Here is a 26,435-nt window from a genome sequence, read left to right as displayed (position 1 = left end):
TTCATGCTGTGACCGAACGAATTACGCAGTACCGCAATGCCGGACTGACCTTCGATGTGGTCGACTCCGGTCCTATCGACGGCGACGTCGTGGTGTTGTTGCACGGTTTCCCGCAGACTGCCGGGTCGTGGACAGCGGTGTCGGAGCTGTTGCATGCCAATGGTTTCCGCACTCTTGCTCCGAATCAGCGCGGTTATTCGCCCGGCGCCCGGCCGAAGGGCCGTCGGCAGTACACGATCCCCAAACTGACCGACGACGTCGCCGCGCTGATCGAACTGGCTGGCGGACCGGTGCACGTGGTCGGCCACGACTGGGGTGCCGCCATCGCGTGGGCACTGACGGCGACGAAACCGGAACTGGTGCGCACGCTCACCGCGGTGTCGGTGCCCCACACCGGCGCCTTCCTGAAGGCGATGGCCGTCGGGACGCAGGCGCTGCACTCCTACTACATGGTGATCTTCCAGTTACCTTGGCTCGGAGAACGATTCGCGCAACTGGCCATGCCGCGCAGCGGCATGACGGACGATGCGCTGGCTGTCACGCGGGCTGAGGTCTTCGACAGCGGGGCGCTGACCCCCGCGCTCAACTGGTACCGCGCCATGCCGTTCGTGAACCCGAAATCGGCGTTCACCCCGGTGACTCGTCCCACCACGTACATCTGGAGCGACGGCGACATCGCGCTGGGCCGCAAGGGCGCCCTGCTCACCGAGCAGTTCGTCCACGCGCCGTACAAGTTCGAGATCGTCGAGGGCGCCAACCACTGGCTACCCGACACCCACCCCGAGCTGATCGCCCGTCTGGTCACCGAACGCGCCGCCACTGCGTGATCTGTGCACGAAAATCCGCGGCTGCCGCGGAAAATCGTGCACACGTCACTGGCGTTTGGGCAGTTTCCAGCCCGGCCGCGGGAAGTGGCAGGTGTAGCCGTTGGGGATGCGCTCCAGATAGTCCTGATGCTCGGGCTCGGCCTCCCAGAACGGCACTGCCGGCGTCACCTCGGTGACGACCTTGCCGGGCCACAGGCCCGAGGCGTCGACGTCGGCGATGGTGTCCTCGGCGACGCGCTTCTGCTCGTCGTCGGTGTAGAAGATCGCCGAGCGGTAGCTGGTGCCGACGTCGTTGCCTTGCCGGTTGACCGTCGACGGGTCGTGGATCTGGAAGAAGAACTCGAGGAGCGTCCGGAAGTCGGTTTGGCTGGGGTCGTAGACGATTTCGACGGCCTCGGCGTGACCGGGGTGGTTGCGGTAGGTGGGGTGATCGTTGGTCCCACCGGTGTAGCCGACCCGCGTGGTCAGCACGCCCGGCTGCTTTCGGATCAGGTCCTGCATCCCCCAGAAGCAGCCGCCCGCCAGAATCGCGGTCGCAGTCTCGGTCATGTACGCCTCCTCGCTTTGACTCCAGAGAACCGAACTCCCGGCGACTGCGCAAGTGCTCGACAAACGCCACTAGAACGTGTTCTAGTTTTCCTGTGACGGGCAACACCTTCAGCCGCGAGGAACTCATCGCGGCATTCGACGTCTTCGAGCAGACCGTGGACCGCGCCGCCCAGACGCGCGACTGGGATCCGTGGACCGACCATTACACCGAGGATGTGCTGTACATCGAGCACGCCATGGGCACCATGCACGGGCGCGAGGAAGTGCGGCCCTGGATCTGGAACACCATGGAGAACTTCCCCGGCAGTTACATGACGTCGTTCCCGTCGCTGTGGAAGGTGTACGACGAGGCGACCGGCCGCGTCATCTGCGAGCTCGACAACCCCATGCGCGATCCCGGTGACGGCACCATCATGGGCGCCACCAACATCTCGATCATGACCTACGCGGGCGACGGCCTGTGGAGCAAGCAGGAAGACATCTACAACCCCATGAAGTTCCTCGAGACCACCATGGCGTGGTGCAAGAAGGCCGAAGCGCTCGGCACGCTTCCCGAGGTCGCCGAGGAATGGATGCGCCAGTTCGGCGGCCGGGGACGCCGGTGACGTCGCTCGTCATCGGGGCCAACGGCTACCTCGGCTCGCACGTCACCCGGCAACTGGTGGCAGCCGGGGAAGACGTCCGGGTCATGGTGCGGGCCGGTGCCAACACCATCGGCATCGACGACCTCGAGGTCACCCGGTACGAAGGCGACATCTGGGACGACGACACCCTGCGTGCCGCGATGACCGGAGCCGACGTCGTCTACTACTGCGTCGTCGACACCCGCGGCTGGTTGCAGGACCCCGCGCCGTTGTTCCGCACCAACGTCGAGGGCACCCGCAACGTGCTGAACGTCGCGGTCGAACCCGAAATCGCCTCGGGCCTCAAGAAATTCGTCTTCACCAGCAGTTACGCCACGGTGGGACGCAGGCGCGGCTTCGTCTCCACCGAGGACGACGTCGCCGACGAGCGCACGTTGCCGCCGTACGTGCGTTCGCGCGTGCAGGCCGAGAAGCTGGTGCTCGAATACGCCCGTGCGCGCGGGCTGCCGGCCGTCGCGATGTGCGTCTCGACCACGTACGGCGGCACGGACTGGGGCCGCACCCCGCACGGTGCCATCATCGCCGGCGCGGCATTCGGGAAGCTGCCGTTCGTGATGCGTGGCGTCGAACTGGAAGCGGTCGATGTCAATGACGCCGCCCGCGCGCTGATCTTGGCGGCAGACAAGGGCCGGCCCGGCGAGCGATACCTGATCTCGGACAAGATGATCAGCAATGCTGAGGTGGCGCGGATCGCCGCGGCCGCCGCGGGCGTACCGGCTCCGGCCAAGTCGCTGTCGCTGCCGGTGACGTACGCGCTCGCCACCATGGGCACGATCAAGGGCCGGCTCAAAGGCACCGACGAACACATGTCGCTGGCTTCGCTGCGGCTGATGCGCGCCGAGGCGCCCGTCGACTGCACCAAGGCCAGGACCGAATTAGGTTGGGAGCCAAGGCCGGTGGAAGACGCGGTGCGCGACGCGGCGCGGTTCTGGGTGGGCTTGCGAAAGGCCCGGCAAGCTCAGAAATCAGGCGGCTGAACAACGCGCCGTACGGCGTTAAGTCATGGCGCGGCGGCGCCGGTCGCGGTTAGCGTCGAAGCCATGACGGACAAATTGCAGGTGGACCTGAGCGGGGCGCCACAGACGATGCTGGCCACGCTGTACGGCAAGGCGCTCGATGCCGACCTGCCGAAGTCGGTGCTGCACGACACCTACGCCCGAGACATCGTCGCCCGCATCGACTACGACTGGTCGCAGACCACGATCACGGCGGCCAACTCACCGGGAGTGACTCTGCGGTCCGCCTATTTCGACAAGACGGCCCGGCAGTTCCTGGCCGTGCACCCGGATGCCGTTGTGCTGCACCTGGGTTGCGGACTGGACAGCCGGTACTACCGGCTGGACCCGGGACCCGGCGTCGACTGGTACGACATCGACTATCCGGAGGTCGCCGAGCTGCGCCGCCGGCTCTACCCGGCCCGCGAGCACTGCCACATCGTGTCCGCATCGGTGACGGACCCGGCGTGGCTCGCCGACATCCCCACGAACCGCCCGGTGCTGATGATCGCCGAGGGTCTCACGATGTACCTGAGCGAGGCTGATGGGCAGGCCCTGCTGCGCCGCATCGTCGAGCGCTTCCCTTCCGGGGAACTGCAATTCGATGCCTTCAGCCGGCTGGGCGTGAAGCTGCAATGGACCAACGGGGTCGTCCGCCGTTCGGGTGCGACGTTGCAGTGGGCCATCGACGGCCCGGACGACGTCCTGTCAGCGGTGCCGCGATTGCGGCTGCTGTCGTGGATATCGGCGTTCGACACCGATGGCTACGACTTGCTGCCGACGGGGCTCCGGGTGATGGCCGCCGTCATGCGCGCCGTGCCCGGCATGCGTTATATGTCGCAGTACCAACGGTATTCGTGGGGCTGACCGTTGGTCAGGCGGCTTCGGCGCGAGCCTTCAGGCGCTCGAGCGTCAGCCGGATGTTCTCGGCGTTGGCCGCATCGCGGTCGGCGACGCCGGTGAGCGAGGCGGCGAACATCTTCAGCAGGCCCGGCCGGTTGTCCCAGGTGGACTCGGCGACCCGGCAGCCGTTCGGCGTCTCGGTGATGTCGTAGCGCCAGTGTGCGATGGGCACGATCGAGGACTTCACCGCGAACCCGAACGTCTTGCCCGGCTCCGCTTCGGTGATGGTGCAGCTGGTGGTCCAGGTCTTCGATCCGTTGCGGTTGTGTCCCTTGAACACCGAACCCGGTGCCGCCGACGAACCCTTCCGCCATTCCATGGTGTGGGCCTCCTCGGCGAGCGAGGCCAAGGTGGGCAGATCGGTCAGCAACGCGTACACCGCCGACGGGCTGGCGGCGATCTCGATGGCAGCGGTGACGGTGGCGGGTCCCTGTGCGGTCATGGGGCTGATCGTAGACAGACCGTCCGCAGGTAAGGCAAGCGGTAATTGTCGGCGACGCAACAAGAATGCTCGATTTTTCAGGTAACCGTTTCGGGGTATCCCGGCGATATACCGCGTGACGGCACCTTCCAACGAAGGAGTTGGGTTGATATGAGCAAAAAATCGTTCGTGGTAGCCACCGCGCTCACCAGTGGTGTGAGCGCGGCAATTATGGGATTAGGAGTCAATATCGCGCAGGCGAAGCCTGCACCGTGCCCGCCGATGCAGGTATGCAACGGTCCGGGTAACGGGCACGGCCCGGGTGGCGGCAGTCCGCCCGGGAACCCCGGTGGTCCGCCCGGAAATCCGGGTGGTCCGCCCGGAAATCCGGGTGGGCCCGGCGGGCCTGGGCCTGGTGGGCCACCGCCGGGTGACCCGGGTAATCACGATGACTGGCACCCGGGTGACCAAGGCAATTGGCATCCCGGGGACCAGGGGAACTGGCATCCGCGGCCGGGTGACCCGGGACCGGGTGACTGGCACTGGCGCGGCGGCCCGCCGCCGTGGGGCCATGGCCCGGGGCCGTGGGGCTGGGGACCGCCGCCGCGGCCGCAGATCATCTGGGTGGCGCCGCCGCCGTGGGGCCCGCCGCCTCCGCCGTTCGACTACTGGGGCTACACCGTGTACCCGGTGTGGGATCCAGGCTTCATGGCGTGGGGTTTCTGGTTCTTCGGCATCTGGATTGCGCTGTAATCCGTCAATAGTTGCCGTCTGATGACTGGGCCTGTCGTTGCCGACAGGCCCAGCGTCATATCGGGAATCGGGACTGCCGAGGAAGGCGTTGCACTGAACATGACCGAGCGTCCCGTGCTGCAGCCCAATGCAGCCCACCCCATCACGATCACGCCGACCGCCGGACGCGTCACCGTCACGGTCAACGGTCGGGTGGTTGCCGACACCACTGACGCGCTCACCCTGCAGGAGTCGAATTATCCAGCGGTGCAATATGTTCCGCTTGCAGCTGTCGACCGGGCGGCGCTCACCCGAAGCACGACCACCAGCTACTGCCCGTACAAGGGTGATGCCGGGTACTACCACGTCGGTGACGTCGAGGACGTCATCTGGACCTACGAACAGCCCTACCCTGCGGTCGCGGAAATCGCCGGCCGGGTGGCGTTCTATCCGGACAAGGCCGACATCGTGGTGCATCCCGCCTAACCTGAATCAGTGCCCACCGCCAGCCTGGTCCTGGACGGCCCGGCCGGCCTCGGCCTGACGTTGTCGCCGCTGCGCCGCGGCGGGACCGACCCGACCTTCCGGACCGTAGACGGCGTCATCTGGCGCACCAGCCTGATGCGCACCGGCGGGGTGACGGCGCGGCTCAGTTCGCCGGAACTCAAGACCGTCGAGTGCGAGGCGTGGGGCGACGGCGCAGCCGAATTTCTGGACCGGTTACCCGGGCTGGTCGGGGCCGAGGACGACGTCACGGGATTCGCGCCCGCCGAACCGACCATTGCCGAAGCCTGGCGGCGCGTCCCGCATCTGCGGCTGTGCCGCACCGGCCGGGTACTGGAGGTACTGATCCCGGCGATCCTCGAGCAACGGGTGCAAGGCATGGATGCGTGGACTGCGTTCCGCAAGCTGACCATGCGTTATGGCGCGCCCCCGCCCGGCCCGGCGCCGGCAGGCATGCGTCTGCCGCCGACCGCCGAGGCATGGCGCCGCATCCCGTCCTGGGAATTTCACCGGGCCAACGTGGACCCCGGCCGGGCCCGCACCCTGGTCGGCTGTGCCCAGCGGGCCGACGCGCTGGAGCGGTTGACGGCCGAGACGGCCACAGCAGCCCTGATGTCGTTGCCGGGCGTCGGGCTGTGGACGGCCGCCGAGACGGTGCAGAAGGCGTTCGGCGACGCCGACGCCCTCTCGGTCGGCGACTACCACCTGGCCAAGATGGTCGGCTGGACGCTGCTGGGCCACCCGATCGACGACGACGAGATGGTCGAACTATTGGAACCCCTGCGGCCGCACCGCCATCGGGCCGTGCGGCTGCTGGAGGTCAGCGGCCTGGCGCGCAATCCGAGATTCGGTGCGCGCCAAGCGATTCCCAGCCTCAAAGAAATTTAGTCCTCGACCTCGACCGGGTCGTCCTTGCCGAACAACAGCGGGTAGGCGACGCCCGCGACCGCGGCCCCGACCAATGGTGCCAACCAGAACACCCACAGTTGCGTCGGTGCGCCGTTGCCGTTGAAGAACGCCACGGCGGTCGAGCGGGCGGGGTTGACCGAGGTGTTGGAGATCGGGATCGAGATCAAATGGATCAGGGTCAGGGACAGACCGATGGACAATCCGGCGAACCCCTTGGGCGCCCTGGCGTCGGTGGAGCCAAGGATCACGAACAAGAACATCGCGGTCAGGACGATTTCGGTGATGAGCACCGACGCCAGGCCGAAATGTTCCGGTGAGTGGTCACCGAAACCGTTCGCCGCCATGTTTCCGGTTGCCGACCACCCCTGCTGGCCGCTGCCGATCCAGTAGATGACCCCGCCGGCGATGAGCCCACCGATGACCTGGGCGATCCAGTACACCGGCAGCGCCTTCCACTCGATCCGGCGGGCCAGAGCCGCGCCGAGCGTGACCGCCGGATTGAAATGGCCACCGGAGATGCTGCCGAAGGCATAGACGCCCGTGAGCACCGTGAGGCCGAAAGCGATTGCGACACCGAGGAATCCGATGCCGATTGAGGTGTGTTCGCTCGGGTTGGCGGCGAACACTGCGGCGCCGCAGCCACCGAGCACCAGCCAGAAGGTGCCGACGGCCTCCGCCGCCAACTTCTGTGTCATCGTGGGAGCACTCATTTGGTCGAACCCTCCAATTCCAGTCGAAAAAGCCGGGTCAGCAAACAGCAGTTCGAGCGTCCCACCGGTAGGTGCCCGCGCCGCCACTCGTTGCTGAACAGCCGCCCAAAGGTGACCGCAGGTTGCCCGGCGGCGGGCCCCGAATCTAAGAATCTGAGCAATCTTTACAGCAAATAAATATTCGGTAACAGCCTGCGAAAATGTGATTTACAGCAAATCCAAACCGGCGGTTGCGACCGGTGGTGCGGGTGGGCCCTGCGCGGGTGTGGCTGGAATTGATTGGCGAAACCGCAAGGGCTCCAATAGAATTGGCGCTACCGACCGGTAGCTTTTGAGTGCTCTGGAACACAGTCGCAGCAACCTCATTAGGTCTGCCTAAGTTGGCATGTCAGGCCGGGTTTGTCATATCGTTTTGTCTCAATCGAGGCGAGCGGGACGGCCCGTCGTTCAGTGCTGCACGCTGGCATACCGTCGCTCAGTCCGCTGGCGCCGCTACAAAGCGGCGGTCAAGCGATGCTTCGTAAAGAAGATGGTGAAGGGTTAGGTGGGAATGGCGCTGCAGCACGGCGGACCCAGCAAGGTCGGGCTGTACAACCCCGCGCATGAGCACGACGCCTGCGGCGTCGCCATGGTCGCGGACATCCACGGACGTCGGAGCCGTGACATCGTCGACAAGGCGATCACGGCACTGTTGAACCTGGAGCACCGCGGTGCCGCAGGTGCCGAGCCGAACACCGGCGACGGCGCAGGCATCCTGCTGCAGGTTCCCGACGAGTTCCTCCGCGCGGTCTGCGCGGAAGAAGGCTTCGAGCTGCCCGTCGAGGGCAGCTATGCCACGGGCATCGCCTTCCTGCCGCAGTCGGCCCGCGACGCCAAGCTGGCGTGCGAGGCCGTCGAGAAGATCGTCGAAGCCGAGGGCCTGCAGGTCCTGGGCTGGCGCGACGTGCCGTTCGACGAGTCGTCGCTGGGCGCCCTGGCGCGTGACGCCATGCCGACGTTGCGTCAGATCTTCATCGCCGGCGCCGACGGCATGCAGCTCGAGCGCCGCGCCTACGTGATCCGTAAGCGCGCCGAGCACGAGCTGGGCACCAAGGGCCCGGGCCAGGACGGCCCCGGTCGCGAGACCGTGTACTTCCCGAGCCTGTCCGGCAAGACCATCGTCTACAAGGGCATGCTCACCACCCCGCAGCTCAAGGCGTTCTACCTGGACCTCCAGGACGAGCGCATGAAGAGCGCGCTGGGCATCGTGCACTCGCGGTTCTCGACCAACACGTTCCCGTCGTGGCCGCTGGCGCACCCGTTCCGCCGGGTCGCCCACAACGGTGAGATCAACACCGTCAACGGCAACGAGAACTGGATGCGGGCCCGTGAGGCGCTCATCCACACCGACGTGTTCGGGTTCCACAACGACCTGAACAAGATTTTCCCGGTCTGTACGCCGGGCGCCTCGGACACCGCACGGTTCGACGAGGCGCTCGAACTCCTGCACCTGGGTGGACGTCCGCTGCACCACGCGGTGCTGATGATGATCCCCGAGGCGTGGGAACGCAGCGAGACCATGGACCCCGCCCGGCGGGCGTTCTACCAGTACCACTCGTCGCTCATGGAGCCGTGGGACGGCCCGGCGTCGGTGTGCTTCACCGACGGCACCATCGTCGGCGCGGTTCTGGACCGCAACGGCCTGCGTCCGTCGCGCATCTGGGTCACCGATGACGGCCTGGTGGTCATGGCCTCCGAGGCCGGCGTCCTGGACCTGGACCCGTCGACCGTCGTCAAGAAGATGCGCCTGCAGCCCGGCCGCATGTTCCTCGTGGACATGGCCGAGGGCCGGATCGTCGACGACGAGGAGATCAAGGACAAGCTGGCCGCCGAGCACCCCTACCAGGAGTGGCTCGACAACGGTCTGTTCCACATCGACGACCTGCCTCCGGGCGACTACGTCAAGATGCCGCACCACCGCGTGGTCCTGCGTCAGCAGGCGTTCGGCTACACGAACGAAGAGGTCACCCAGCTGATCGTGCCGATGGCGCGCACCGGCGCCGAGGCGCTGGGCTCCATGGGTACCGACACCCCGATCGCTGTGCTGTCGCAGCGGCCGCGGATGCTCTACGACTACTTCCAGCAGCTCTTCGCGCAGGTCACCAACCCGCCGCTGGACGCCATCCGGGAAGAGGTCGTGACCAGCCTCTCGGGCGTCATCGGCCCCGAGGGCGACCTGCTGAACCCGGACGAGAACTCGTGCCGGCAGATCGTCGTACCGCAGCCGATCCTGCGCAACGGCGACCTGTCCAAGCTCATCTGTGTCGACCCCGACCACGAGATCCGGGGCCGCAAGCACGGCATGCGCGCCGCGGTCGTCAGCTGCCTGTACCCCGTCGCCGACGGTGGAGACGGTCTGCGTCGCGCCCTGGAGGATGTTCGCACCAAGGTGTCGCAGGCCATCCGCAACGGTGCCCGCATCATCGTGCTGTCGGACCGGGAGTCCAACGAATGGCTGGCGCCGATCCCGTCGCTGCTGTCGACGGCGGCCGTCCACCACCACCTCGTCCGGGAACGCACCCGTACCCAGGTCGGCCTGGTGGTCGAGTCCGGTGACGCCCGTGAGGTGCACCACATGGCCATGCTGGTGGGTGTCGGCGCCGCCGCCATCAACCCGTACATGGCCTTCGAGACCATCGAAGACATGGTCGACCGCGGCGTCATCACCGGTATGACGAGCGACAAGGCCAAGGCCAACTACGTCAAGGCCGCCGGCAAGGGCGTGCTGAAGGTGATGTCCAAGATGGGCATCTCGACGCTGGCCTCCTACACCGGCGCCCAGCTGTTCCAGGCCGTCGGCATCAACCAGCGCGTGCTCGACGAGTACTTCACCGGCATCTCCTGTCCGACCGGTGGCATCGACCTCGACGACATCGCGGCCGACGTCGCGACGCGGCACAGCCTCGCCTACCTGGACCGGCCCGACGAGTGGGCGCACCGTGAGCTCGAGGTCGGTGGCGAGTACCAGTGGCGCCGCGAGGGCGAGTACCACCTGTTCAACCCGGACACGGTGTTCAAGCTGCAGCACTCCACGCGCACCGGGCAGTACTCGGTGTTCAAGGAGTACACCAAGCTGGTCGACGACCAGAGCGAGCGCATGGCCTCCCTGCGTGGCCTGTTCACGTTCAAAGATGGTGTGCGCGAACCCATTTCGATCGACGAGGTGGAGCCCGCCAGCGAGATCGTCAAGCGCTTCTCCACGGGTGCGATGAGCTACGGCTCCATCTCGGCCGAGGTGCACGAGACCCTGGCCATCGCGATGAACCGCCTTGGCGGACGGTCGAACTCGGGTGAGGGCGGCGAGAACGTCGAGCGGTTCGACCGGGACGCCAACGGCGACTGGCGACGCAGCTCCATCAAGCAGGTCGCGTCGGGCCGCTTCGGTGTCACGTCGCACTACCTGACCAACTGCACCGACATCCAGATCAAGATGGCCCAGGGCGCCAAGCCCGGTGAGGGCGGTCAGCTTCCGGGACACAAGGTGTACCCGTGGGTGGCCGAGGTACGGCACTCGACCCCGGGTGTCGGCCTGATCTCGCCGCCGCCGCACCATGACATCTACTCGATCGAGGATCTGGCGCAGCTGATCCACGACTTGAAGAACGCCAACCCCGAGGCCCGCATCCACGTGAAGCTGGTGTCGGAGAACGGCGTCGGCACGGTCGCCGCCGGTGTCTCCAAGGCGCACGCCGACGTGGTGCTCATCTCCGGGCACGACGGCGGCACCGGTGCGACCCCGCTCACCTCGCAGAAGCACGCAGGTGCGCCGTGGGAGCTGGGCCTGGCCGAGACACAGCAGACCCTGCTGCTCAACGGTCTGCGCGACCGCATCGTCGTGCAGGTGGACGGCCAGCTCAAGACGGGCCGCGACGTCGTCATCGCCGCGCTGCTCGGCGCCGAGGAGTACGGCTTCGCCACCGCGCCGCTGGTGGTTTCGGGCTGCATCATGATGCGCGTCTGCCACCTCGACACCTGCCCGGTGGGTGTGGCCACTCAGAACCCGGTGCTGCGCGAGCGCTTCACCGGCAAGCCGGAATTCGTCGAGAACTTCTTCCTGTTCATCGCCGAAGAGGTCCGGGAACTGATGGCGCAGTTGGGCTTCCGCACCATCAACGAGATGGTCGGCCAGGTCGGCGCGCTGGACACCAGCAAGGCCGTCGAGCACTGGCGGGCACAGAAGCTGGACCTGACCCCGGTGCTTTACGAACCGGAGTCGGCCTTCATGAAGCAGGATCTGTACTGCACGTCGAGCCAGGACCACGGTCTGGACAAGGCGCTCGACCAGCAGCTGATCGCCGAGTGTCGGGACGCCATCGAGTCCAAGGTGCCGGTGAGCCTGGCCATGAAGATCACCAACGTGAACCGCACCGTCGGCACCATGCTGGGCCACGAGGTCACCAAGGTCCATGGCGGCCAAGGCCTTCCGGACGGCACCATCGACATCACGTTCGACGGCTCGGCGGGTAACAGCTTCGGTGCGTTCCTGCCGAAGGGCATCACCCTCCGCGTGAACGGCGACGCCAACGACTATGTCGGCAAGGGTCTTTCGGGTGGACGCATCGTGGTGCGTCCGTCGAAGAACGCGCCAGCCGGTTACGTGGCCGAGGAGAACATCATCGGCGGCAACGTGATCCTGTTCGGTGCCACCAGCGGGCAGGCCTTCCTGCGCGGCGTCGTGGGCGAGCGGTTCGCGGTGCGTAACTCGGGTGCGCAGGCGGTCGTCGAAGGCGTCGGCGATCACGGCTGTGAGTACATGACCGGTGGCAAGGTGGTCATCCTCGGGGAGACCGGCCGTAACTTCGCCGCGGGTATGTCTGGCGGTATGGCTTACGTCTACGACCCGCAGGGCGCGTTGCCGGGCAACATCAACGGCGAGATGGTCGATCTCGATGTGCTGGACGCCACTGATGAACTGTGGCTGCACGAGATGATCACCGCCCACGTCGATGGGACCGAATCGGCTGTGGGACAGCGGATTCTGGCGGATTGGCAGAATCAGAAGGAGCAGTTCATCAAGGTGATGCCGCGCGACTACAAGCGGGTACTGGAGGCGATCGCGGGGGCCGAGGCCGCCGGCGAGAACGTCAGCGACGCGATCATGGCGGCCGCTCGTGGCTGATCCGAACGGCTTCCTCAAGCACACCCACCGTCAGACCCCGGTCCGCCGGCCGGTCGACCTGCGCCTCAAGGACTGGAAAGAGGTCTACGAGGAGTTCTCGAAGGAGACTCTGCAGGTCCAGGCCTCGCGCTGCATGGACTGCGGTATCCCCTTCTGCCACAACGGTTGTCCGCTGGGGAACCTGATCCCCGAGTGGAACGACCTGGTGTACCGGGACCGCTGGCGCGACGGCATCGAGCGCCTGCACGCCACCAACAACTTCCCGGAATTCACCGGGCGGCTGTGCCCGGCGCCGTGTGAGGCGTCGTGCGTCCTGGGCATCAACCAGGACCCGGTGACCATCAAGCAGGTCGAGGTCGAGCTGATCGACAACGCCTTCGACCAGGGCTGGGTCAAGCCGATGGTTCCGGACGTGAAGACGGGCAAGACGGTCGCCGTCGTCGGTTCCGGACCGGCCGGTCTGGCCGCCGCCCAGCAGCTGACCCGTGCCGGACACGACGTGACCGTGTTCGAGCGGGCGGACCGCATCGGTGGTCTGCTGCGCTACGGCATCCCGGAATTCAAGATGGAGAAGCGGCACATCGACCGTCGTCTGGAGCAGATGGCGGCCGAGGGCACGCAGTTCCGCGCCGGCGTCAACGTCGGCGTTGACATCACCGTCGAGCAGCTGCAGGAGGACTTCGACGCGGTGGTGCTGGCCGGCGGCGCGACCGCATGGCGCGACCTGCCGATCCCGGGGCGTGAGCTCGAGGGCATCTACCAGGCCATGGAGTACCTGCCCTGGGGTAACCGCGTGCAGCTCGGCGACGACGTCGTCGACGCCGACGGCCAGCCGCCTATCACGGCGAAGGGCAAGAGGGTCGTCATCATCGGTGGCGGTGACACCGGCGCCGACTGCCTGGGCACCGCCCACCGGCAGGGTGCCGAGAGCATCCACCAGTTCGAGATCATGCCGCGTCCGCCGGAGGAGCGCGCCGAGTCGACCCCGTGGCCGACCTACCCGCTGATGTTCCGCGTGTCCTCGGCACACGAAGAGGGTGGCGAGCGCGTCTTCTCGGTCAACACCGAGGAGTTCGTCGGCACCGATGGCAAGCTCTCCGCACTCAAGGTGCACGAGGTCGTCATGAAGGCCGGCAAGTTCGAGAAGGTCGAGGGTTCGGACTTCGAACTAGCGGCGGACATCGTCTTCCTGGCCATGGGCTTCGTCGGACCGGAGCGTGAAGGCCTGCTGACCGAGCTGGGCGTCGAGCTGACCGACCGCGGAAACGTGGCCCGGGACAACGACTTCCAGACCACCGTGCCCGGCGTCTTCGTCGCCGGTGACATGGGCCGCGGCCAGTCGCTGATCGTGTGGGCCATCGCCGAGGGCCGCGCCGCGGCCGCCGGGGTGGACCGCTTCCTGATGGGCGAGTCGGCGCTGCCGAAGCCGATCAAGCCGACGGCTGCTCCTCAGCGATGATCTGACAATCAACCGAGGCCCGGTGGTGCGATGCACCGCCGGGCCTCGGTTTTTGCGAGATTGGTGACGGGCGCCGCGCGCGCCGCTCGGTAAAATCGGTCGGTGAACAGCGGGGGAGTGCAGACGCGGCTGCCGCGTCTTGTGGTGCTGGGTGCGGTCGCTGTCGCAGTTCTGGCGCTGGTGGTGCACAACCAACTGGTGCCGTTCGACGTGAAGTTCTTCGGATTGCTGGAGAACGACTTCGACCTGTCGACGTACCGCGCTGCCGTAGATGGGCTTTTGGACGGTAAGCCGTTGTACGAGACGCCGGCGTTGAAGGAGGCGTGGTTCGTCTATCCGCCGTTCGCGACGGTGCTTCTTTTACCTTTCGCGTGGGCCAGTTTTGAAGTCGCGAAGTGGTCGCTGCTGATCCTGTCGGTAGGGCTTTTGGCGCTGTTGGCCTGGCGCATCATGCGATTGGCAGGCGTTCGTTCTGACTGGAGACTGGCGACGGTCAGCGCCGCACTCGGTGTGACGGTCATGGATGTCGAGCCGGTGCAGGCCACGCTCTGGTGGGGGCAGATCAATGTCGTGCTCATGGCGATGGTGCTGCTGGATCTTTTGCGGCCCAAGGACTCCCGTTGGCGAGGTGTCGGGTTGGGCCTGGCGGCGGGTATCAAGCTGACTCCGCTGGTGTTCCTGCCGTACCTGTTGCTCACCCGGCAATGGCGTGCTTTTGCCGTTGCCACCGGGACTTTTGTGGCGACGGTGGTAGGCACCTGGCCGTTCCTTTCGAGGGACAGTGGCTGGTTCTGGAGTCATCTTGGCGATACCACACACATCGCACATATCGATCACCTGGCGAACCAGTCGATCAATGGCTTCCTCGCTCGTTTCTACGCACCCCTTCCGCGGCCTGAGTGGTTGTGGATCATCTTGAGCCTCTCGGTCTTTGCCGCCGGACTGGCGGTGGCGTTCTGGGCCCAACGCCGCGCCGAACAGGCCCTGGCGCTGGTGGTGGTGGGCCTGACCGGTTGTGCTGTCTCGCCGTTCAGCTGGGCGGCGCACTGGGTCTGGTTTGCACCGGCGATCTTCTGGCTTGTCGGGAAAGCCTGTACGACGCAGGGTGTTTGGGCTCGGGGCTGGATGTACCGTGCTGCCGGCCTGTTCGCGATGGTATTCATGTGGACGCTGCACAAACCCGGCCGAAACCACACCACGATGTACTTCAGCGGCATGTACTGGAATTTCCTCGACCTGCGGCCCTTCTGGGTCGGCCAATTGATGAGCGGATGGTATCCGCTGGTGTATCTGTGCTTCCTGATCGGTGCGGTCGGTTGGTTGCGGTTGAGTACGTCGGAGCCGCGTGTGGACGCGACCGCCATGACTGCCGACGATCTCGGGGACTACCCGCCGGAATTCCTTGACGACGAGGCGGTTGCGCGCGCGTAGAGCGGTCGAGGGCCGCGCCTCGGCATCTGGTGATGCGGTTGAAGAGCATTGTTCGCCAGTTCCGGGTTTTCTGGGGCCGGCGAACTGCTATTTGAGCCGGGTGACCAACTCCGTTCGTGAGCGCACATTCGACTTCCGGTAGATGTGCTGCAGATGGCTCTTCACCGTCGGCACACTGATGAACAGTGTGCGGGAGATGTCGCCGTTGCTCGCTCCCTGCGCCAGGAGTTCGACGACGTCCCGCTCGCGGGCCGATAGACCCCAATGTGCCGGAACCGCAGAAGGATTCGGCGCACTCGGCATGTCACCGAGCATGCAGTAGGACTGTTCGACGAACGAGTGGGACTTCTGCAGGAACTGGATCTCTTCCTTGGAGAAGTCGCCGTCCGTCGCGCTCTTCAGTAGCGAGACCCCGGCCACGATGCGGCCGGCATGGCGGAGGTACAGCTCGGCTTCGTACCGGTAACCCATGGGGCGGAAGAACTCTGCGTAGTAGTCGGTGCGGTCCAGCCGCTGTGAAAGGTCGTTCGAAGTCGCGAGGTCGGCGCCGGTCGCGGCGAACCGGCGGGGATGGAACGGGTCGAGCTCGTGGAAGTAGCCGTTGTAGCGGCCGTTCTCCTCGGGATGGATCCGGTCGAACACGTGGTCGCCGGCGTTCATGGCGTGGTCCACCGAGTAGAAGACCATGCCTGAGACACGGACGAATCGGGACAGGAATCCCATGGTGTTGCGCTTGAACTGGATGGTGCGCTGGGTCGGCTGATCGGTGAAATCCGCCGCCAGCACCGACATCTCGCACCCCTCGATACCCGTCCGACTTCATCCTTTGGGATGATTCTCCCCAGCGTAGGCCGCTCATAGAGTTTCGCGTGTGAGCAGAACAACACTGATCCGGTCGTCGAAGATTCTGACGTTCGACGAGACCGTGCCCGTCGCGGAAGCCGTCCTCATCGAGGACGGCGTGATCCGCGAGGTCGGAACCTTCGCAGAGCTGGCTCAGGGCGACGTCCAGATCATGGACGCCGGTGACGCGGTGGTCATGCCGGGTCTGATCGATACCCATCCGCACGTCATGCATTTCGGGGCATTGCGCGGTGGCCTGGTCGATCTGAGCGACGCTGTCGACCACGAGGACATCGTCGAACGGATCCGTGCCCGCGCCGCCGAGACACCGGCCGGTGAGTGGATCTTCTGTACGCCCGTCGGCGAAGCCCATTACTTCATCCGCCGATCGTGGCGTGATCTTGCCGAACGTCGCCTGCCTGACCGCCATGTCCTCGACCGCGCGACGAGTGCGCATCCGTTGCTCATCCAGGCGTGGGCGCCGCGGACGCCGAACATCGTGGCGTTCAACAGCGCCGGCCTGCGCGCCGTCGGTCTGACGGACTTCATCGCGGATCAGGTGTGCGATGTCGAGATCGACAAGGACGAAGACGGCCGGCTGACCGGCATCCTGCGCGGACCCGTCAACAACTACTACACATACGACCCCTTCTGGGGCCAGATTCTGCTCAAGCTCCCGCCGCTGAATCCGGCCCACGCGATACCCGGTGTCGTCGAGGAAATGGCGCGCTTCTCCGCCGACGGTGTGACGACCCTGTACGAGGGGCACGCTATGGAACCGGTTCATCTGGAGGGTTATCAGCAGCTCCGCGCGGCTGGGCTGCTCACCATGCGGGTGCAGGCGACGCACGACGTGGAGTCGGCGATCTTTTACCCCTTCGATCCGTTGTCGCTTGCGGATTTCGAGGAGCGGCTGAGTTTCCTTGCGCCGCAGTCGTTGGACCTCTCTGATGACATGTTCCGCATCACCGGCATGACCATCAGTCCCGGCGGGCCGTGCTTCGCAGGCCATTTCGCGATGCACGAGTCGTATTCGGATCCGTTCGGGCGGCCGACCAAGGGAAATCGCTTCGTCTCGCTGGAGAAGGAAGAGTCGTTCGTCCGGTTCTGCGCACAGCACGGCATCCGGGCCAACATCTGTGTCGGCTCTTACCGAGAGCATGACGACTTCCTCGAGATCGCCGAACGGGTGGTGCGGGAGTACGACTTCCGGGACAAGGCGTGGATTCTGCAGCACGCGATCACGATCAGTCCCGATCAGGTGCGCCGTTACAAGGCCCTCGGGTTTCAGGTCACGACGTCCGTCGGGTTCGCGTGGGGCAAGGGCGCGATGTACGACGAGCGCATCGGCCGGCACATCTGGCGCGACATGGTGCCGCTGCGGCGGATGCTCGATGCGGGTCTCGACGTGTGCGGCGGCTCGGACTGGGGGCCAAAGAGCCCGTGGGAGCAGATCGCCTTGGCCCAGACGCACGAGATTGCCGGCACTCGGCTCCGGAACGACGGGCCAGATCAGGTCATCACCCGTGCGGAAGCGCTGGCCATGTGGACGACGGCTGCCGCAAAGGTCCTGGCCTGGAACGGAATCGGGTCCATCCGGCCGGGCAACCACGCCGATCTGATCATCGTCGACCGCGATCCACTCACCTGCGAGACCGAGGACTTGAAGGACACGCGTGTCCACCGGACGCTGCTGGCGGGCAACGTCGTTCACGATGACGGTGTGCTCGGATGAAACTCAGCGAATACGTGGAATACGACGCAACCGGACTTGCTGCCCTCATCCGGGATGGCGAAGTACCGGCGGCTGAAGTACACGACGCGGCCCGCGCTGCGCTCGAGGCCGTCGATGAGACTCTCAACGCCGTTGTCGCGGGACCGTGGGAGTCGCCGCTCGAGTACGACCCCGCGGGGCCGTTCGCGGGGATTCCGTTCGCGCTCAAGGATTTCGCGATCCACGCTGCCGGGGTGCCGACCTGTTTCGGCAGCAGGCTTGCGGGGGAGGGCGTCGTGTTCCCGCACGACACCGAGCTGATGACACGGTTCCGTGCGGCGGGTCTGGCCACCATGGCGCTCACCACCACACCGGAATTCGCGTTCAACGGAAATACCGAGCCGGTGGCGCACGGGTCGACCTGCAACCCGTGGGATCCGACGCGTAGTGCCGGCGGCTCCAGTGGCGGGTCGGCGGCGCTCGTCGCGGCGCGCGCGCTACCGATCGCGCATGCCACCGACGGCGGCGGCTCGATCCGAATTCCGGCTTCGGCCAACGGATTGGTCGGCTTGAAGCCGAGTCGGGGCCGGGTCTCGCCCGGGCCGGGCGAGAGCGAGCCGCTGTCCGGACTCGGCGTCGAGTTCGGGCTGACGCGCTCGGTGCGTGACTGCGCGGCACTGCTGGACGCGGTGAGTGGGCCGGCCGCCGGCGACAAGTACGTGATCCGAGATCCGGCGCGGCCGTACATCGAAGAGCTCGATCGGGATCCCGGGCGACTGCGCATCGCGATACATCCGGAGTCCTGGTCGGGTGGACCTGTCGATGCGGAGGTCGCCGCGGCGGTTACCGCGGTTGGGGCGGTCCTGGAAGGCCTGGGCCACCATGTCGTCCCGGACACCCCGGTGTTCGACTGGGAGCAGTTCATCGACGCCAACCTTCCGGTGTGGAGCGTGTCGCTCGCCGAGGGAATCGGCGCCCTCGCTGGGGCTTTCGGCGCCACGCCCGGTCCGGACAACCTCGAGGCGACAACCCTGGCCTGTGCGGAGTACGGGCGCCGTGTGACCGCCACGGAACTCGGGGGAGCGCTTGCCGTCTTCAATCAGGTGTCGCGCGCCGTCGGGACCTTCTTCGCCGGGTACGACCTGCTGCTCACGCCGACCCTGAGTGCGCCGCCGCAGCCGTTGGGGGAGCTGAACGCCAACGATGCGTCGCTGACTCCGCAGCAATGGGCACACAAGCTGTTCGGCGTGTGTTCGTTCACCCCGCTGTTCAACGTCACCGGAGGGCCGGCCATCAGCCTGCCGCTCGGCCGGACCAGGTCCGGCCTGCCCATCGGTGTTCAGCTCGCCGCTCCCATGTGCGACGAAGGAGCGCTGATTGCCGTTGCGTCCCAACTGGAATCGGCCATGCCGTGGGCTGACCGGATGCCGGGGGTGAACGCCGGTGGCTGCTGATGGTGCGAAGCCGATCGCGCCCTATCTGGCAGTGGGGCTGTCCACTGTCGTCCGCAACATCGAACGACGCGCGCAGATCCAGGCGAACCTCGACGTCATCGAGGAGACGATTCATGCTGCGGTATCGACGGTTTCGATCAACATGCCGGTCAAGCTGGTCGCCCTCGCGGAGGGCGCACTGACCGGCTTCGGCGACGAAGCCTTCGACATTCCGCACGTGCAGGCGACGCGGGACATGTTCATCGACATTCCGGGTCCCGAGACCGGGCGCCTCGGCGCCCTCGCCCGGGCACACGGCGTCTACCTCATCGCGCAATGCAAGGCGCGGTGGCCCGAGGTGATGCCGGACCGGTACTTCAACTCGATGGTCATCATCTCGCCGGCAGGTGAGGTCGTGCACCGCGCGACGAAGAATCACGTCTGGTGCCGCGAACGGTCCTGCACGCCGCACGACGTGTACGACCGCTGGGTCGAACTGTTCGGCGACGGGCTCGATGCGTTCTATCCCGTGCTGCGCACACCGGACATCGGGACGATCGGGACCATCTGCTGCAGCGATGGCGAGTATCCGGAAGCGTTACGGGCGTTGGCATTTCAGGGCGCTGAGGTGGTGTACCGGCCGAGCGAGGCGGTGCCCATGACACAGGCCGGTCCCGACCCCGGCGGCACATGGCTGCTGCAGAACCGTGCACATGCGCACTTCAACAGCCTTTACATGGTGTGCCCGAACACCGGTCCCGTCTATGCGACGCAGGACTCGGCGCATCCGTTCGACATCGCGGGCGGCAACTCGCACATCGTCGACTACAACGGGGCCGTGCTCGGCCACACCGTCTCCGGTTTCAACTCGGTCGTCGCGGGCGTGATCGACATCGAGGCGCTGCGCCAGTTCCGGGTGATGAACCTGAACTCCAACTGGCTCAAGGATCTGCGCACCGAGCTCTTCCGCGACATGTACGACGACCCGATCCACCCGAAGAATCTCTGGCTCGACCAAGAGCCCGGGCTGCACGCCGAGGCCGACGAAATCTACCGGGCGAACATCGCGCGGCTCATCGAGCGGGGGGCGTACGCGCCGCCGGCCCATTGTTTCCCGGGCGCGGGTATCGCGCCTACCGGTTGACGAGGGAGAACAGCTCGGTGCCGTCGTCGGATAACCGAACCAATGTGTCGCCCAGCCTCTCGACCGTGCTGAGGGAACCGGGCGGTCGCGGAATCGTCCACGCCAGTTCGCAAGTGGTGAGGTTGTAGGCCTGGGCCAGTGGCTGTCCGGACGCCGCCTTCTCGCTGCCCCTAGGTGCTCGCACTATCACGGCTCCGTCGGTGCCGAGGTAGTCGGAGAAATCCAGCGGGCAGGGTTTTCCTATTGCACCGGAAGATATGTCGTGAGCGCGGTATACGTAATGCAAGGTGTTGGTCTTGTCGTCGCTGATCCACAGCCTGGTGCCGATCAGGTATGCGTTGCGGGGGCTGTCGCTGGGCATCTCCAGCACCTTGCGTCCGTGGGTGTCATATATCGAGAGCATGTCGGAGTCCAGAACTTTCACCAGGTTCCCCGCTACACCGGCCAACCACCCCTTGATTCGACTGTCATTGATCGGATTTCCCTTGCTATCAAAGAGCTGGACGAATCTGTGGCTGGACCCGGAGTCGAACTCGCCGGCGAAGCCGCCCTCGAAAAAATCGGCGTTGGTGAAGACTGCGTCGGAGGGCAACCGAGGCGACCATTGCCGGCCATCTTTGACGGAGAACATCAGGACGCTGCCTTGACCTTTGCCGCCAAAAGCGATGTCGTCGGCGGTCGAACCAAGACCGTCACCGAAACCGGGTACGTACCAGGTCTTTTCTGCGCGCCTGCCAACCCCGTATGCGCCGAGGCCCTTCTCCATCGCCACCAAGTAGTTCGGCGTCTGGTCCACGCTGGGCTGGGCTCCGTAGTGCAATCGAAGCTCGGTCGGTCCGGTGTAGATCAGGGCGCCACTATGTCCGTCAATGACCCAGGCGGTGGACGGTTCGACGATGGGGTCCGATATACAGACCACATCGGCTCCATTGGGAAAACATCTCGGTTCTTCCCGTCTGGTGCCCATGGGCACCGCCGGAAACAAGGGACGCCCGCTGGTGCCGTCGATCCCCGCGAGCCACCACTGTTGCGGCGGGCCTGCTGTGCTGGCCAGCAGGTAGGTCCGACTCGAGGTGGTCTTGATGATGGGGTATTCCCATGAGGATTTGCCGGCGTTGATCCGGGCGTCAGCAGATAACCCGAGGTCCACGACGCCGGTCCGCCATCCCGGTACGGGTTGCCGCAGTAGCGGCGGCAGCAGCGCCTGTCTGGGCGGCGTCCATTGCGATCGAGCCCACGACTCAGCGCCGCCGAGAAACCACCACCAGATTCCGCCTCCGGAGACCATTGTCAACACGGTGGCGAAAGCAGCGACGATCAGTGGCCAGCGGCGTCGTCGAACAGTCGGAGCAGGTGGGGCCTCGGGCGAAATGTACACGCCTTCAGTCCTGTTCGTGTTCGTAGCGCGTGGCGAAGACCTCGGCCTTGTCGGCGAGGGCGGCCTCGACAGTCGGTAGGCCGAGTTCCCGATGCAAGTAGCTTGTTGCGTAGGCGCGGTTGACTCCGACGTTGGCCAGCATTGCCGAGATGATGAGATTCTGGCCGGCGAGTGCATTCTGTTGCGCGAGTCGGGCGATCACCGAAATCTCTTCGGCCAATTCACTTTCAGTCATGATCGCGGCCCGAGGGGACAGTTCCACACGGTACGGCGCGCCGTTCGGTAACGCAGTTACTGAGACGGTGCCATTCGGATTCGTCACCGTGAAGATCAGCGATTCCACTTCGTCGGCGTCGTCGGATTCCGACACCATCGCGCTGGTTTGCGAGCCCTCATTGTCGAGATCCGCTGATTCTCGTCCGTAGAGGGCGTCGAGAAAGGGCGCGTCGGCCTCTTCCTCATCAGCGTCCCAGGCGCCGGTATTGTCGCCGCTGTTCACCGGGGCATCGCATGCGTGATCATCTGCTTGCCGATGTCGTCACCCTTCTCGTAATACACGGAGGCATCGTTGAGTTTGAGGTCGAGTTCCTCGGACGTCTTCTGCATTTGCCTGCCTCCGGCAGCACGCGCGGTGTAGGCCGCTGCAACTGCCAAATGAGTGGCTTCACAGACAATTCCGTGAGTCGCAGATACCAGACCTGCGGCGCTCTGAACGGCGGTCGTCGCGCCGGCGATGTCGACCGCTGCGGTCCGCTGCCTCTCCGCCAGCTTGAGAAGGTGATCGGTTAAAACCTTGAGATTCTTTTCCTGGTCAGTTGTCATCGGGTGATCCGTTCGTCGTCTGTGTGGTTTCGGCGGTTGGCCGGGATGCGTTCGCGCCGTCCTCAGGGGCGAGAACAGGTGCTCGAGGGCCCGGGTGCGCAGCGCGGATTTCCGACGGCGCCTTGATTTGCGGCGGCGTCGCACTATGCGGACCGAGCGGAGTCGCGGCGGCTGGAGTCGTGACAGTTGGCTGCGGAGGACGCGGCGCGCCGCTGGCGGCAGGTGCGGCTACTGCTGGTTGGCGTGGCGCGAATGCTGCCGGCGCAAGCGGTGTCGCAGGTGCGGGTCCGGTTGTCGGCGCCGCGGGCTGTGCGGGTGGGCTGGATGGGGCCGGCGCGGGAGAAGCCGGAGCGGGTAGAGCGGACGGCCCAGCAGGCATGCCGTACGGCGTCGCCGGGGGACCAGTTGGGATCGGCTCTTCCGGGCTGGGCGGTGTGTACGGCTGGTCGGCCTTCGTGCGCTTTGGCTTCGCTACTGGAGTGCCTTCGGCCGGCATTTTCGGACCGTTGGGTTGTTCCTTCTCATCGAGTCGCGGCGGCGTGTGTTTCTCGTCTGGGACGGGAAACGGCTCCGCCCCCAACGGCATGCCGGACTTGTCCTTCAGAGCTTTTCCGTAGTCATCGAGATGCCCCCGAATTCGGTTGGCATTCTCCAGACTGTTCTTTACGAGAATCGTCAGCGTGGTGCCTGCGGTAGCGAGTGTCGCGGTAGCCACCGCAGTGTCCATCGCGATCTTGAGGGCTCGGGCAGGAGCGGGGCCATAGTTGGCCCACTTGGTCACGCGGTCATATTGATCCAGAAATTCTTTGTCATCGCTCAGCGATTGTCGCGTGCGCGTGACCTGACCGGCTTCGGTGTCGAGAATTCCGGCGACCTTGTCGTCGGCGTCCATCACGCTGGATACGACCCGACGATGTGAGGCGTTGGTGGCCGCGTACACCTGCGAGGCTGTGCCGTCCCACTGGTCCGCCTGGGGCTGTGCGTGGTCGAGCGTCATGATCACCGAATTCAGCTGCTTGCTCGACTTGCGGAAATCGCTGCCGTCGTAAGGTGTCCCGGTCCCGGTGGCCTTCTCCATGCCTTCGATGGTCTTGATAGCTGCCCAGATGATTTTCGAGGCGGGATCGGTCAGCTGGGCAGCCTTGAATGGCTTCGGTACGGAGGTGACCGAACCGCCCAATGTTCCCAGCGCCTCGGCAAGGTCGGCGGCATCGGCCATCACCTTGACCAGGTCGCCTCCCACGGCGGCCAGGTCGCGTCCCGCGGTGGTGTAGTCGCCATGGCTGATGTCACCCACCAAGTGAGTGGTATCGATAACGCCATTGACGACACCGCTCGCGATCTTGAACGGTGCCTCGACGATCTCGGTCACTTTTTCGAAAAGCCCCACACGCCCCCCTCGGCATTTCCCCAGGTCCAGCGTAACTGCGATGAGCGGTCCATCTGACGGAACTTATGTGTCCACTGGGTGTGACCACGGATGGCGTTGATAACGACTCGATACCGTCGGGTGTGTCGCGTGAGGCTGGTGTTACTGGAGTTGCACAATTGATCGGTTCGGGTCCTGACCGACCAGAACTAAATACTTATGGCGAACTACTCCACTGCACCCGGAACCCTGTTCGCCGGCTCCGAGCTGAGCCGGCGACGCTTTCTCGTCGGTTTGTCGGCCTCGGTCGTGGCCGGAGTGGGCCTGGCGCGGTGCGCGGTCGACGGCCCGGCAGCGACCGTGGCCGCGGCGCCGCCGAAGCCTCCGGCCGAACCGGTACAGCGGGGCATGGGACTGGCGCTGCCCGGTGGTGGCGAGCTCAGCAGCCTGCCGGGCGTGGCCGAAAACCGCGTGGCCATCACACTCGATGACGGCGTGAGTTCCGAGGTGGTGCGTGCATACACCAAGCTCGCGCGCGACACCGGGATGCGGCTCACCTATTTCGTCAATGGTCGATACCAATCCTGGACCGAGAATCGGGACCTGATGCTGCCGCTGGTGGAATCGGGGCAGATTCAGCTGGGCAACCACACCTGGTCGCATCCGGACCTGGCAAAACTGTCCAAGGACGAGATCGTCGACCAGCTGGAGCGCAACCATAAGTTCCTGCAGTCGACGTTCGGTGTCGACTCCCGGCCGTACTACCGGCCGCCGTACGGCAGCCACAATGCGATCGTCGACCGGATCGCCGCGGAACTCGGCTACTCGACGCCGACGATGTGGACAGGATCGTTGGGCGACGAGAACATCGTCACCGAGGATTACATCCTCAAGATGGCGAGCAAGTACTTCACCGAGCAGACGGTGGTCATCGGTCACCTGAACCACCTGCCGGTCACACATGTGTACGGCCAACTGGTCGATCTGTTGAAGGAACGCAATCTGCGGACCGTCACGCTCGACGACGTGTTCCGGAAGCCGCGCGAACTTCCCGTCTGACGCCGACGAGTGACGGACCTCATATTGTCCGGTAGGTCACTTGCGCGGGTGCTCGACTTCTTAAATTAAGAGGGAGTTAAGGGCTTCTCGCGCAACATGAATCACACCAGTCACATCAGACACGCCGCTGTTACTTACGGCGCGCCTCCAAAGGTTTGCCGATGACCGGCGTTGTAATGAAATCGCGAGGGCCGTGCGATAGTCTGGCCCCACGGTGCAACCAATCGCCGACCGCAGGAGTGATCACCGTGTACAACAACCCGCTTTCACGTTCGCGCATGGGACGTATTGCCTGGTCCTTGTTCCGGCACCCGGTCAAGAGCCGCGAGTTTCCGGCCAAGAACGAACGCCTGGTCACCGCCGCGGACATGGTCCGCTTCGGCGTCTAGCGCCCGCTCGACCGCGCCGGCCGACCGTATTCGGCGGTAACGTCAGCTGATTTGCTGACCGTTATCGATTTGTGACCTCCGCGATAATTAAGAACCAACTCCCGCCCGGAACCGATCTCTCGGCTCCGGGCGGTTGCTGTATCCCAGGAGGTCATCTCAGGAGGTCAGTAGCCCTGAGTCGCGAATGGCTTCGGCCAAGGGCTCCAGCACGGCCGGGTCATGCGGTTGGGGGATGTAGATGATCGCCAGGTCGAGGCCTTCGGCGCCGAGGCCGGCAGCCTCGTCGACAACCTTGCGGTAATCGCGATCCTGACCGAGTCGGACGTGTGCCGACAGCGTGATCTCCTTGGGATCCCGGCCGATGTCGGCACAATGTGCGGCGAGAACGTCTCGCTTGCGGGCGAACTCCTCGGGCGTTCCACCGACGAAGTTCCAGTGGTCGGCGTACTTGGCGGTGATCTTCAGGGTGCGCTTCTCGCCGCTACCGCCGATACAGAACGGCGGGTGCGGCTGCTGCGGGCCCTTCGGCTCGTTGCGGGCGTCCTTCAACTGGTAGAACTTGCCGTCGAAGGTCGTCGTGTCCTGGCTGAGCAGGCCTTTGAGCACCTCGCAGGCCTCTTCGAAGCGGTCGAACCGTTCTTTGATGGAGCCCAGCTCGATGCCGTAGGCACCGGACTCCTCCTCGTTCCAGCCGGCGCCGATGCCCAGCTCCAGCCGGCCGTTCGACACGATGTCCAGCGCCGAGGCCATGTTGGCCAGTACTGCCGGGTGCCGATAGTGAATGCCGGTGACCAGAACGCCCACCCGCAGCCGTTTGGTGGCCTGCGCCAGCGCGGTCAGCGTGACCCAGCCCTCCAAGCACGGGCCGGTCGAGTCGGAGAAGATCGGATAGAAGTGGTCGAAGGTCCAGCCGGACTCGAACGCGTCGATGTCGTCGGCGGCCTGCCAAACGGCGAGCATGTCCGACCAGGTCGTGTCTTGCGGTGAGGTTTTGAAGGCGAATCGCACGCTTATTGAAACTAGTCATGACCGTCGACTAATT

The 26,435-nt window shown here is 65.3% G+C and carries 22 protein-coding genes and 1 pseudogene; 14 read left to right on the top strand and 9 right to left on the bottom strand.

All coding sequences use genetic code 11. From position 1 onward, the window contains the following. The first annotated feature begins 8 nt into the window (after positions 1-8). On the top strand, positions 9-827 hold the full coding sequence (locus tag ACWW1C_RS28150) for an alpha/beta fold hydrolase (protein WP_455981314.1): 819 nt from the start codon (positions 9-11) through the stop codon (positions 825-827). 45 nt (positions 828-872) lie between these two features. Here the strand turns inward: ACWW1C_RS28150 and msrA are convergent, their stop codons facing one another. Next, positions 873-1,376 (bottom strand): peptide-methionine (S)-S-oxide reductase MsrA, encoded by a 504-nt coding sequence (gene msrA / locus ACWW1C_RS28145; protein ID WP_455981313.1) that lies wholly within the window; start codon positions 1,374-1,376, stop codon positions 873-875. 92 nt (positions 1,377-1,468) lie between these two features. On the opposite strand from msrA, the gene ACWW1C_RS28140 reads away from it, so the two are divergent. The 3 genes from ACWW1C_RS28140 to ACWW1C_RS28130 all read left to right on the top strand — a co-directional run bounded on the left by ACWW1C_RS28140 (position 1,469) and on the right by ACWW1C_RS28130 (position 3,882). After that, on the top strand, positions 1,469-1,981 hold the full coding sequence (locus tag ACWW1C_RS28140) for a nuclear transport factor 2 family protein (RefSeq protein WP_455981312.1): 513 nt from the start codon (positions 1,469-1,471) through the stop codon (positions 1,979-1,981). Beyond that, positions 1,945-2,997 carry an NAD-dependent epimerase/dehydratase family protein gene (locus ACWW1C_RS28135; RefSeq protein ID WP_455981311.1) on the top strand — a complete coding sequence of 351 codons (1,053 nt, stop codon included), beginning with the start codon at positions 1,945-1,947 and terminating at the stop codon, positions 2,995-2,997. The genes ACWW1C_RS28140 and ACWW1C_RS28135 overlap by 37 nt, the downstream gene beginning before the upstream one ends. 63 nt (positions 2,998-3,060) lie before the next feature. Further along, positions 3,061-3,882, top strand: coding sequence for a class I SAM-dependent methyltransferase (locus tag ACWW1C_RS28130; protein ID WP_455981310.1), 822 nt, complete (start codon positions 3,061-3,063; stop codon positions 3,880-3,882). A gap of 7 nt (positions 3,883-3,889) precedes the next feature. Here the strand turns inward: ACWW1C_RS28130 and ACWW1C_RS28125 are convergent, their stop codons facing one another. Next, entirely contained in the window at positions 3,890-4,360 is a 471-nt protein-coding gene (locus tag ACWW1C_RS28125) for an SRPBCC family protein (RefSeq protein WP_455981309.1), read from the bottom strand. Positions 4,361-4,621: 261 nt separating this feature from the next. Between ACWW1C_RS28125 and ACWW1C_RS28120 the strand changes: the two genes are divergently transcribed. From ACWW1C_RS28120 to ACWW1C_RS28110, 3 genes are all read left to right on the top strand, one after another. Continuing rightward, a complete protein-coding gene (locus tag ACWW1C_RS28120; RefSeq protein ID WP_455981308.1) occupies positions 4,622-5,092 on the top strand; it encodes a chitin-binding protein in 471 nt (156 codons plus the stop codon). A 99-nt stretch (positions 5,093-5,191) separates the two neighbouring features. Further along, positions 5,192-5,557 (top strand): DUF427 domain-containing protein, encoded by a 366-nt coding sequence (locus ACWW1C_RS28115; RefSeq protein WP_455981307.1) that lies wholly within the window; start codon positions 5,192-5,194, stop codon positions 5,555-5,557. Positions 5,558-5,566: 9 nt separating this feature from the next. Beyond that, entirely contained in the window at positions 5,567-6,463 is an 897-nt protein-coding gene (locus ACWW1C_RS28110) for a DNA-3-methyladenine glycosylase family protein (RefSeq protein ID WP_455981306.1), read from the top strand. Here the strand turns inward: ACWW1C_RS28110 and aqpZ are convergent. Further along, on the bottom strand, positions 6,460-7,194 hold the full coding sequence (gene aqpZ / locus ACWW1C_RS28105; protein WP_455981305.1) for an aquaporin Z: 735 nt from the start codon (positions 7,192-7,194) through the stop codon (positions 6,460-6,462). The genes ACWW1C_RS28110 and aqpZ overlap by 4 nt on opposite strands. A gap of 550 nt (positions 7,195-7,744) precedes the next feature. On the opposite strand from aqpZ, the gene gltB reads away from it, so the two are divergent. The 3 genes from gltB to ACWW1C_RS28090 all read left to right on the top strand — a co-directional run bounded on the left by gltB (position 7,745) and on the right by ACWW1C_RS28090 (position 15,242). Then, complete coding sequence (gene gltB, locus ACWW1C_RS28100; RefSeq protein WP_455981304.1) at positions 7,745-12,352, top strand: glutamate synthase large subunit; 4,608 nt, start codon at positions 7,745-7,747, stop codon at positions 12,350-12,352. Further along, entirely contained in the window at positions 12,345-13,811 is a 1,467-nt protein-coding gene (locus tag ACWW1C_RS28095; RefSeq protein WP_455981303.1) for a glutamate synthase subunit beta, read from the top strand. Before gltB ends, ACWW1C_RS28095 begins: the two co-directional genes overlap by 8 nt. A 102-nt stretch (positions 13,812-13,913) precedes the next feature. Further along, entirely contained in the window at positions 13,914-15,242 is a 1,329-nt protein-coding gene (locus ACWW1C_RS28090) for a glycosyltransferase family 87 protein (protein WP_455981302.1), read from the top strand. Between the two features lie 87 nt (positions 15,243-15,329). On the opposite strand, the gene ACWW1C_RS28085 is transcribed toward ACWW1C_RS28090, so the two are convergent. Continuing rightward, positions 15,330-16,034 carry a response regulator transcription factor gene (locus tag ACWW1C_RS28085; RefSeq protein WP_455981301.1) on the bottom strand — a complete coding sequence of 235 codons (705 nt, stop codon included), beginning with the start codon at positions 16,032-16,034 and terminating at the stop codon, positions 15,330-15,332. Between the two features lie 79 nt (positions 16,035-16,113). Between ACWW1C_RS28085 and ACWW1C_RS28080 the strand changes: the two genes are divergently transcribed. The 3 genes and pseudogenes from ACWW1C_RS28080 to ACWW1C_RS28070 all read left to right on the top strand — a co-directional run. Next, positions 16,114-17,820 (top strand): amidohydrolase, encoded by a 1,707-nt coding sequence (locus ACWW1C_RS28080; RefSeq protein ID WP_455981300.1) that lies wholly within the window; start codon positions 16,114-16,116, stop codon positions 17,818-17,820. Further along, positions 17,817-19,253: an amidase gene (locus ACWW1C_RS28075; protein WP_455981299.1), complete on the top strand. Its 1,437-nt coding sequence runs from the start codon at positions 17,817-17,819 to the stop codon at positions 19,251-19,253. Before ACWW1C_RS28080 ends, ACWW1C_RS28075 begins: the two co-directional genes overlap by 4 nt. After that, positions 19,243-20,088 (top strand): annotated as a pseudogene (locus ACWW1C_RS28070) (nitrilase-related carbon-nitrogen hydrolase); the annotation flags it as partial. The gene ACWW1C_RS28075 and the pseudogene ACWW1C_RS28070, both read left to right, overlap by 11 nt. Positions 20,089-20,365: 277 nt before the next feature. Here ACWW1C_RS28070 and ACWW1C_RS28065 read toward each other — a convergent pair. From ACWW1C_RS28065 to ACWW1C_RS28050, 4 genes are all read right to left on the bottom strand, one after another. Beyond that, a complete protein-coding gene (locus ACWW1C_RS28065; RefSeq protein ID WP_455981298.1) occupies positions 20,366-21,526 on the bottom strand; it encodes a hypothetical protein in 1,161 nt (386 codons plus the stop codon). A gap of 232 nt (positions 21,527-21,758) precedes the next feature. Then, complete coding sequence (locus tag ACWW1C_RS28060; RefSeq protein ID WP_455981297.1) at positions 21,759-22,253, bottom strand: hypothetical protein; 495 nt, start codon at positions 22,251-22,253, stop codon at positions 21,759-21,761. Further along, the gene (locus ACWW1C_RS28055) at positions 22,250-22,576 is read right to left on the bottom strand and encodes a type VII secretion target (protein WP_455981296.1); all 327 of its coding nucleotides are present in this window, start codon (positions 22,574-22,576) and stop codon (positions 22,250-22,252) included. Before ACWW1C_RS28055 ends, ACWW1C_RS28060 begins: the two co-directional genes overlap by 4 nt. Continuing rightward, positions 22,566-23,948 carry an EspA/EspE family type VII secretion system effector gene (locus tag ACWW1C_RS28050; protein WP_455981295.1) on the bottom strand — a complete coding sequence of 461 codons (1,383 nt, stop codon included), beginning with the start codon at positions 23,946-23,948 and terminating at the stop codon, positions 22,566-22,568. Before ACWW1C_RS28050 ends, ACWW1C_RS28055 begins: the two co-directional genes overlap by 11 nt. Before the next feature lie 264 nt (positions 23,949-24,212). On the opposite strand from ACWW1C_RS28050, the gene ACWW1C_RS28045 reads away from it, so the two are divergent. Then, complete coding sequence (locus ACWW1C_RS28045) at positions 24,213-25,004, top strand: polysaccharide deacetylase family protein (protein WP_455984470.1); 792 nt, start codon at positions 24,213-24,215, stop codon at positions 25,002-25,004. A gap of 545 nt (positions 25,005-25,549) precedes the next feature. Here ACWW1C_RS28045 and ACWW1C_RS28040 read toward each other — a convergent pair. After that, positions 25,550-26,401 carry an LLM class F420-dependent oxidoreductase gene (locus ACWW1C_RS28040; protein WP_455981294.1) on the bottom strand — a complete coding sequence of 284 codons (852 nt, stop codon included), beginning with the start codon at positions 26,399-26,401 and terminating at the stop codon, positions 25,550-25,552. Positions 26,402-26,435: the final 34 nt, after the last annotated feature.

This window comes from Mycobacterium sp. HM-7 (assembly GCF_053852335.1).
The sequence above is the reverse complement of the archived record's forward strand: the minus strand, read 5'-3'. Positions and strand labels throughout refer to the sequence as shown.

What these genes read in the sequence shown, in the direction of transcription:
- msrA (WP_455981313.1), bottom strand. Translation starts at nt 1,376, where the DNA reads ATGACCGAGACTGCGACCGCGATTCTGGCGGGCGGCTGCTTCTGGGGG.
- ACWW1C_RS28135 (WP_455981311.1), top strand. Translation starts at nt 1,945, where the DNA reads ATGGATGCGCCAGTTCGGCGGCCGGGGACGCCGGTGACGTCGCTCGTC.
- ACWW1C_RS28130 (WP_455981310.1), top strand. Translation starts at nt 3,061, where the DNA reads ATGACGGACAAATTGCAGGTGGACCTGAGCGGGGCGCCACAGACGATG.
- ACWW1C_RS28125 (WP_455981309.1), bottom strand. Translation starts at nt 4,360, where the DNA reads ATGACCGCACAGGGACCCGCCACCGTCACCGCTGCCATCGAGATCGCC.
- ACWW1C_RS28120 (WP_455981308.1), top strand. Translation starts at nt 4,622, where the DNA reads ATGCAGGTATGCAACGGTCCGGGTAACGGGCACGGCCCGGGTGGCGGC.
- ACWW1C_RS28115 (WP_455981307.1), top strand. Translation starts at nt 5,192, where the DNA reads ATGACCGAGCGTCCCGTGCTGCAGCCCAATGCAGCCCACCCCATCACG.
- aqpZ (WP_455981305.1), bottom strand. Translation starts at nt 7,194, where the DNA reads ATGAGTGCTCCCACGATGACACAGAAGTTGGCGGCGGAGGCCGTCGGC.
- gltB (WP_455981304.1), top strand. Translation starts at nt 7,745, where the DNA reads ATGGCGCTGCAGCACGGCGGACCCAGCAAGGTCGGGCTGTACAACCCC.
- ACWW1C_RS28085 (WP_455981301.1), bottom strand. Translation starts at nt 16,034, where the DNA reads ATGTCGGTGCTGGCGGCGGATTTCACCGATCAGCCGACCCAGCGCACC.
- ACWW1C_RS28075 (WP_455981299.1), top strand. Translation starts at nt 17,817, where the DNA reads ATGAAACTCAGCGAATACGTGGAATACGACGCAACCGGACTTGCTGCC.
- ACWW1C_RS28055 (WP_455981296.1), bottom strand. Translation starts at nt 22,576, where the DNA reads ATGACAACTGACCAGGAAAAGAATCTCAAGGTTTTAACCGATCACCTT.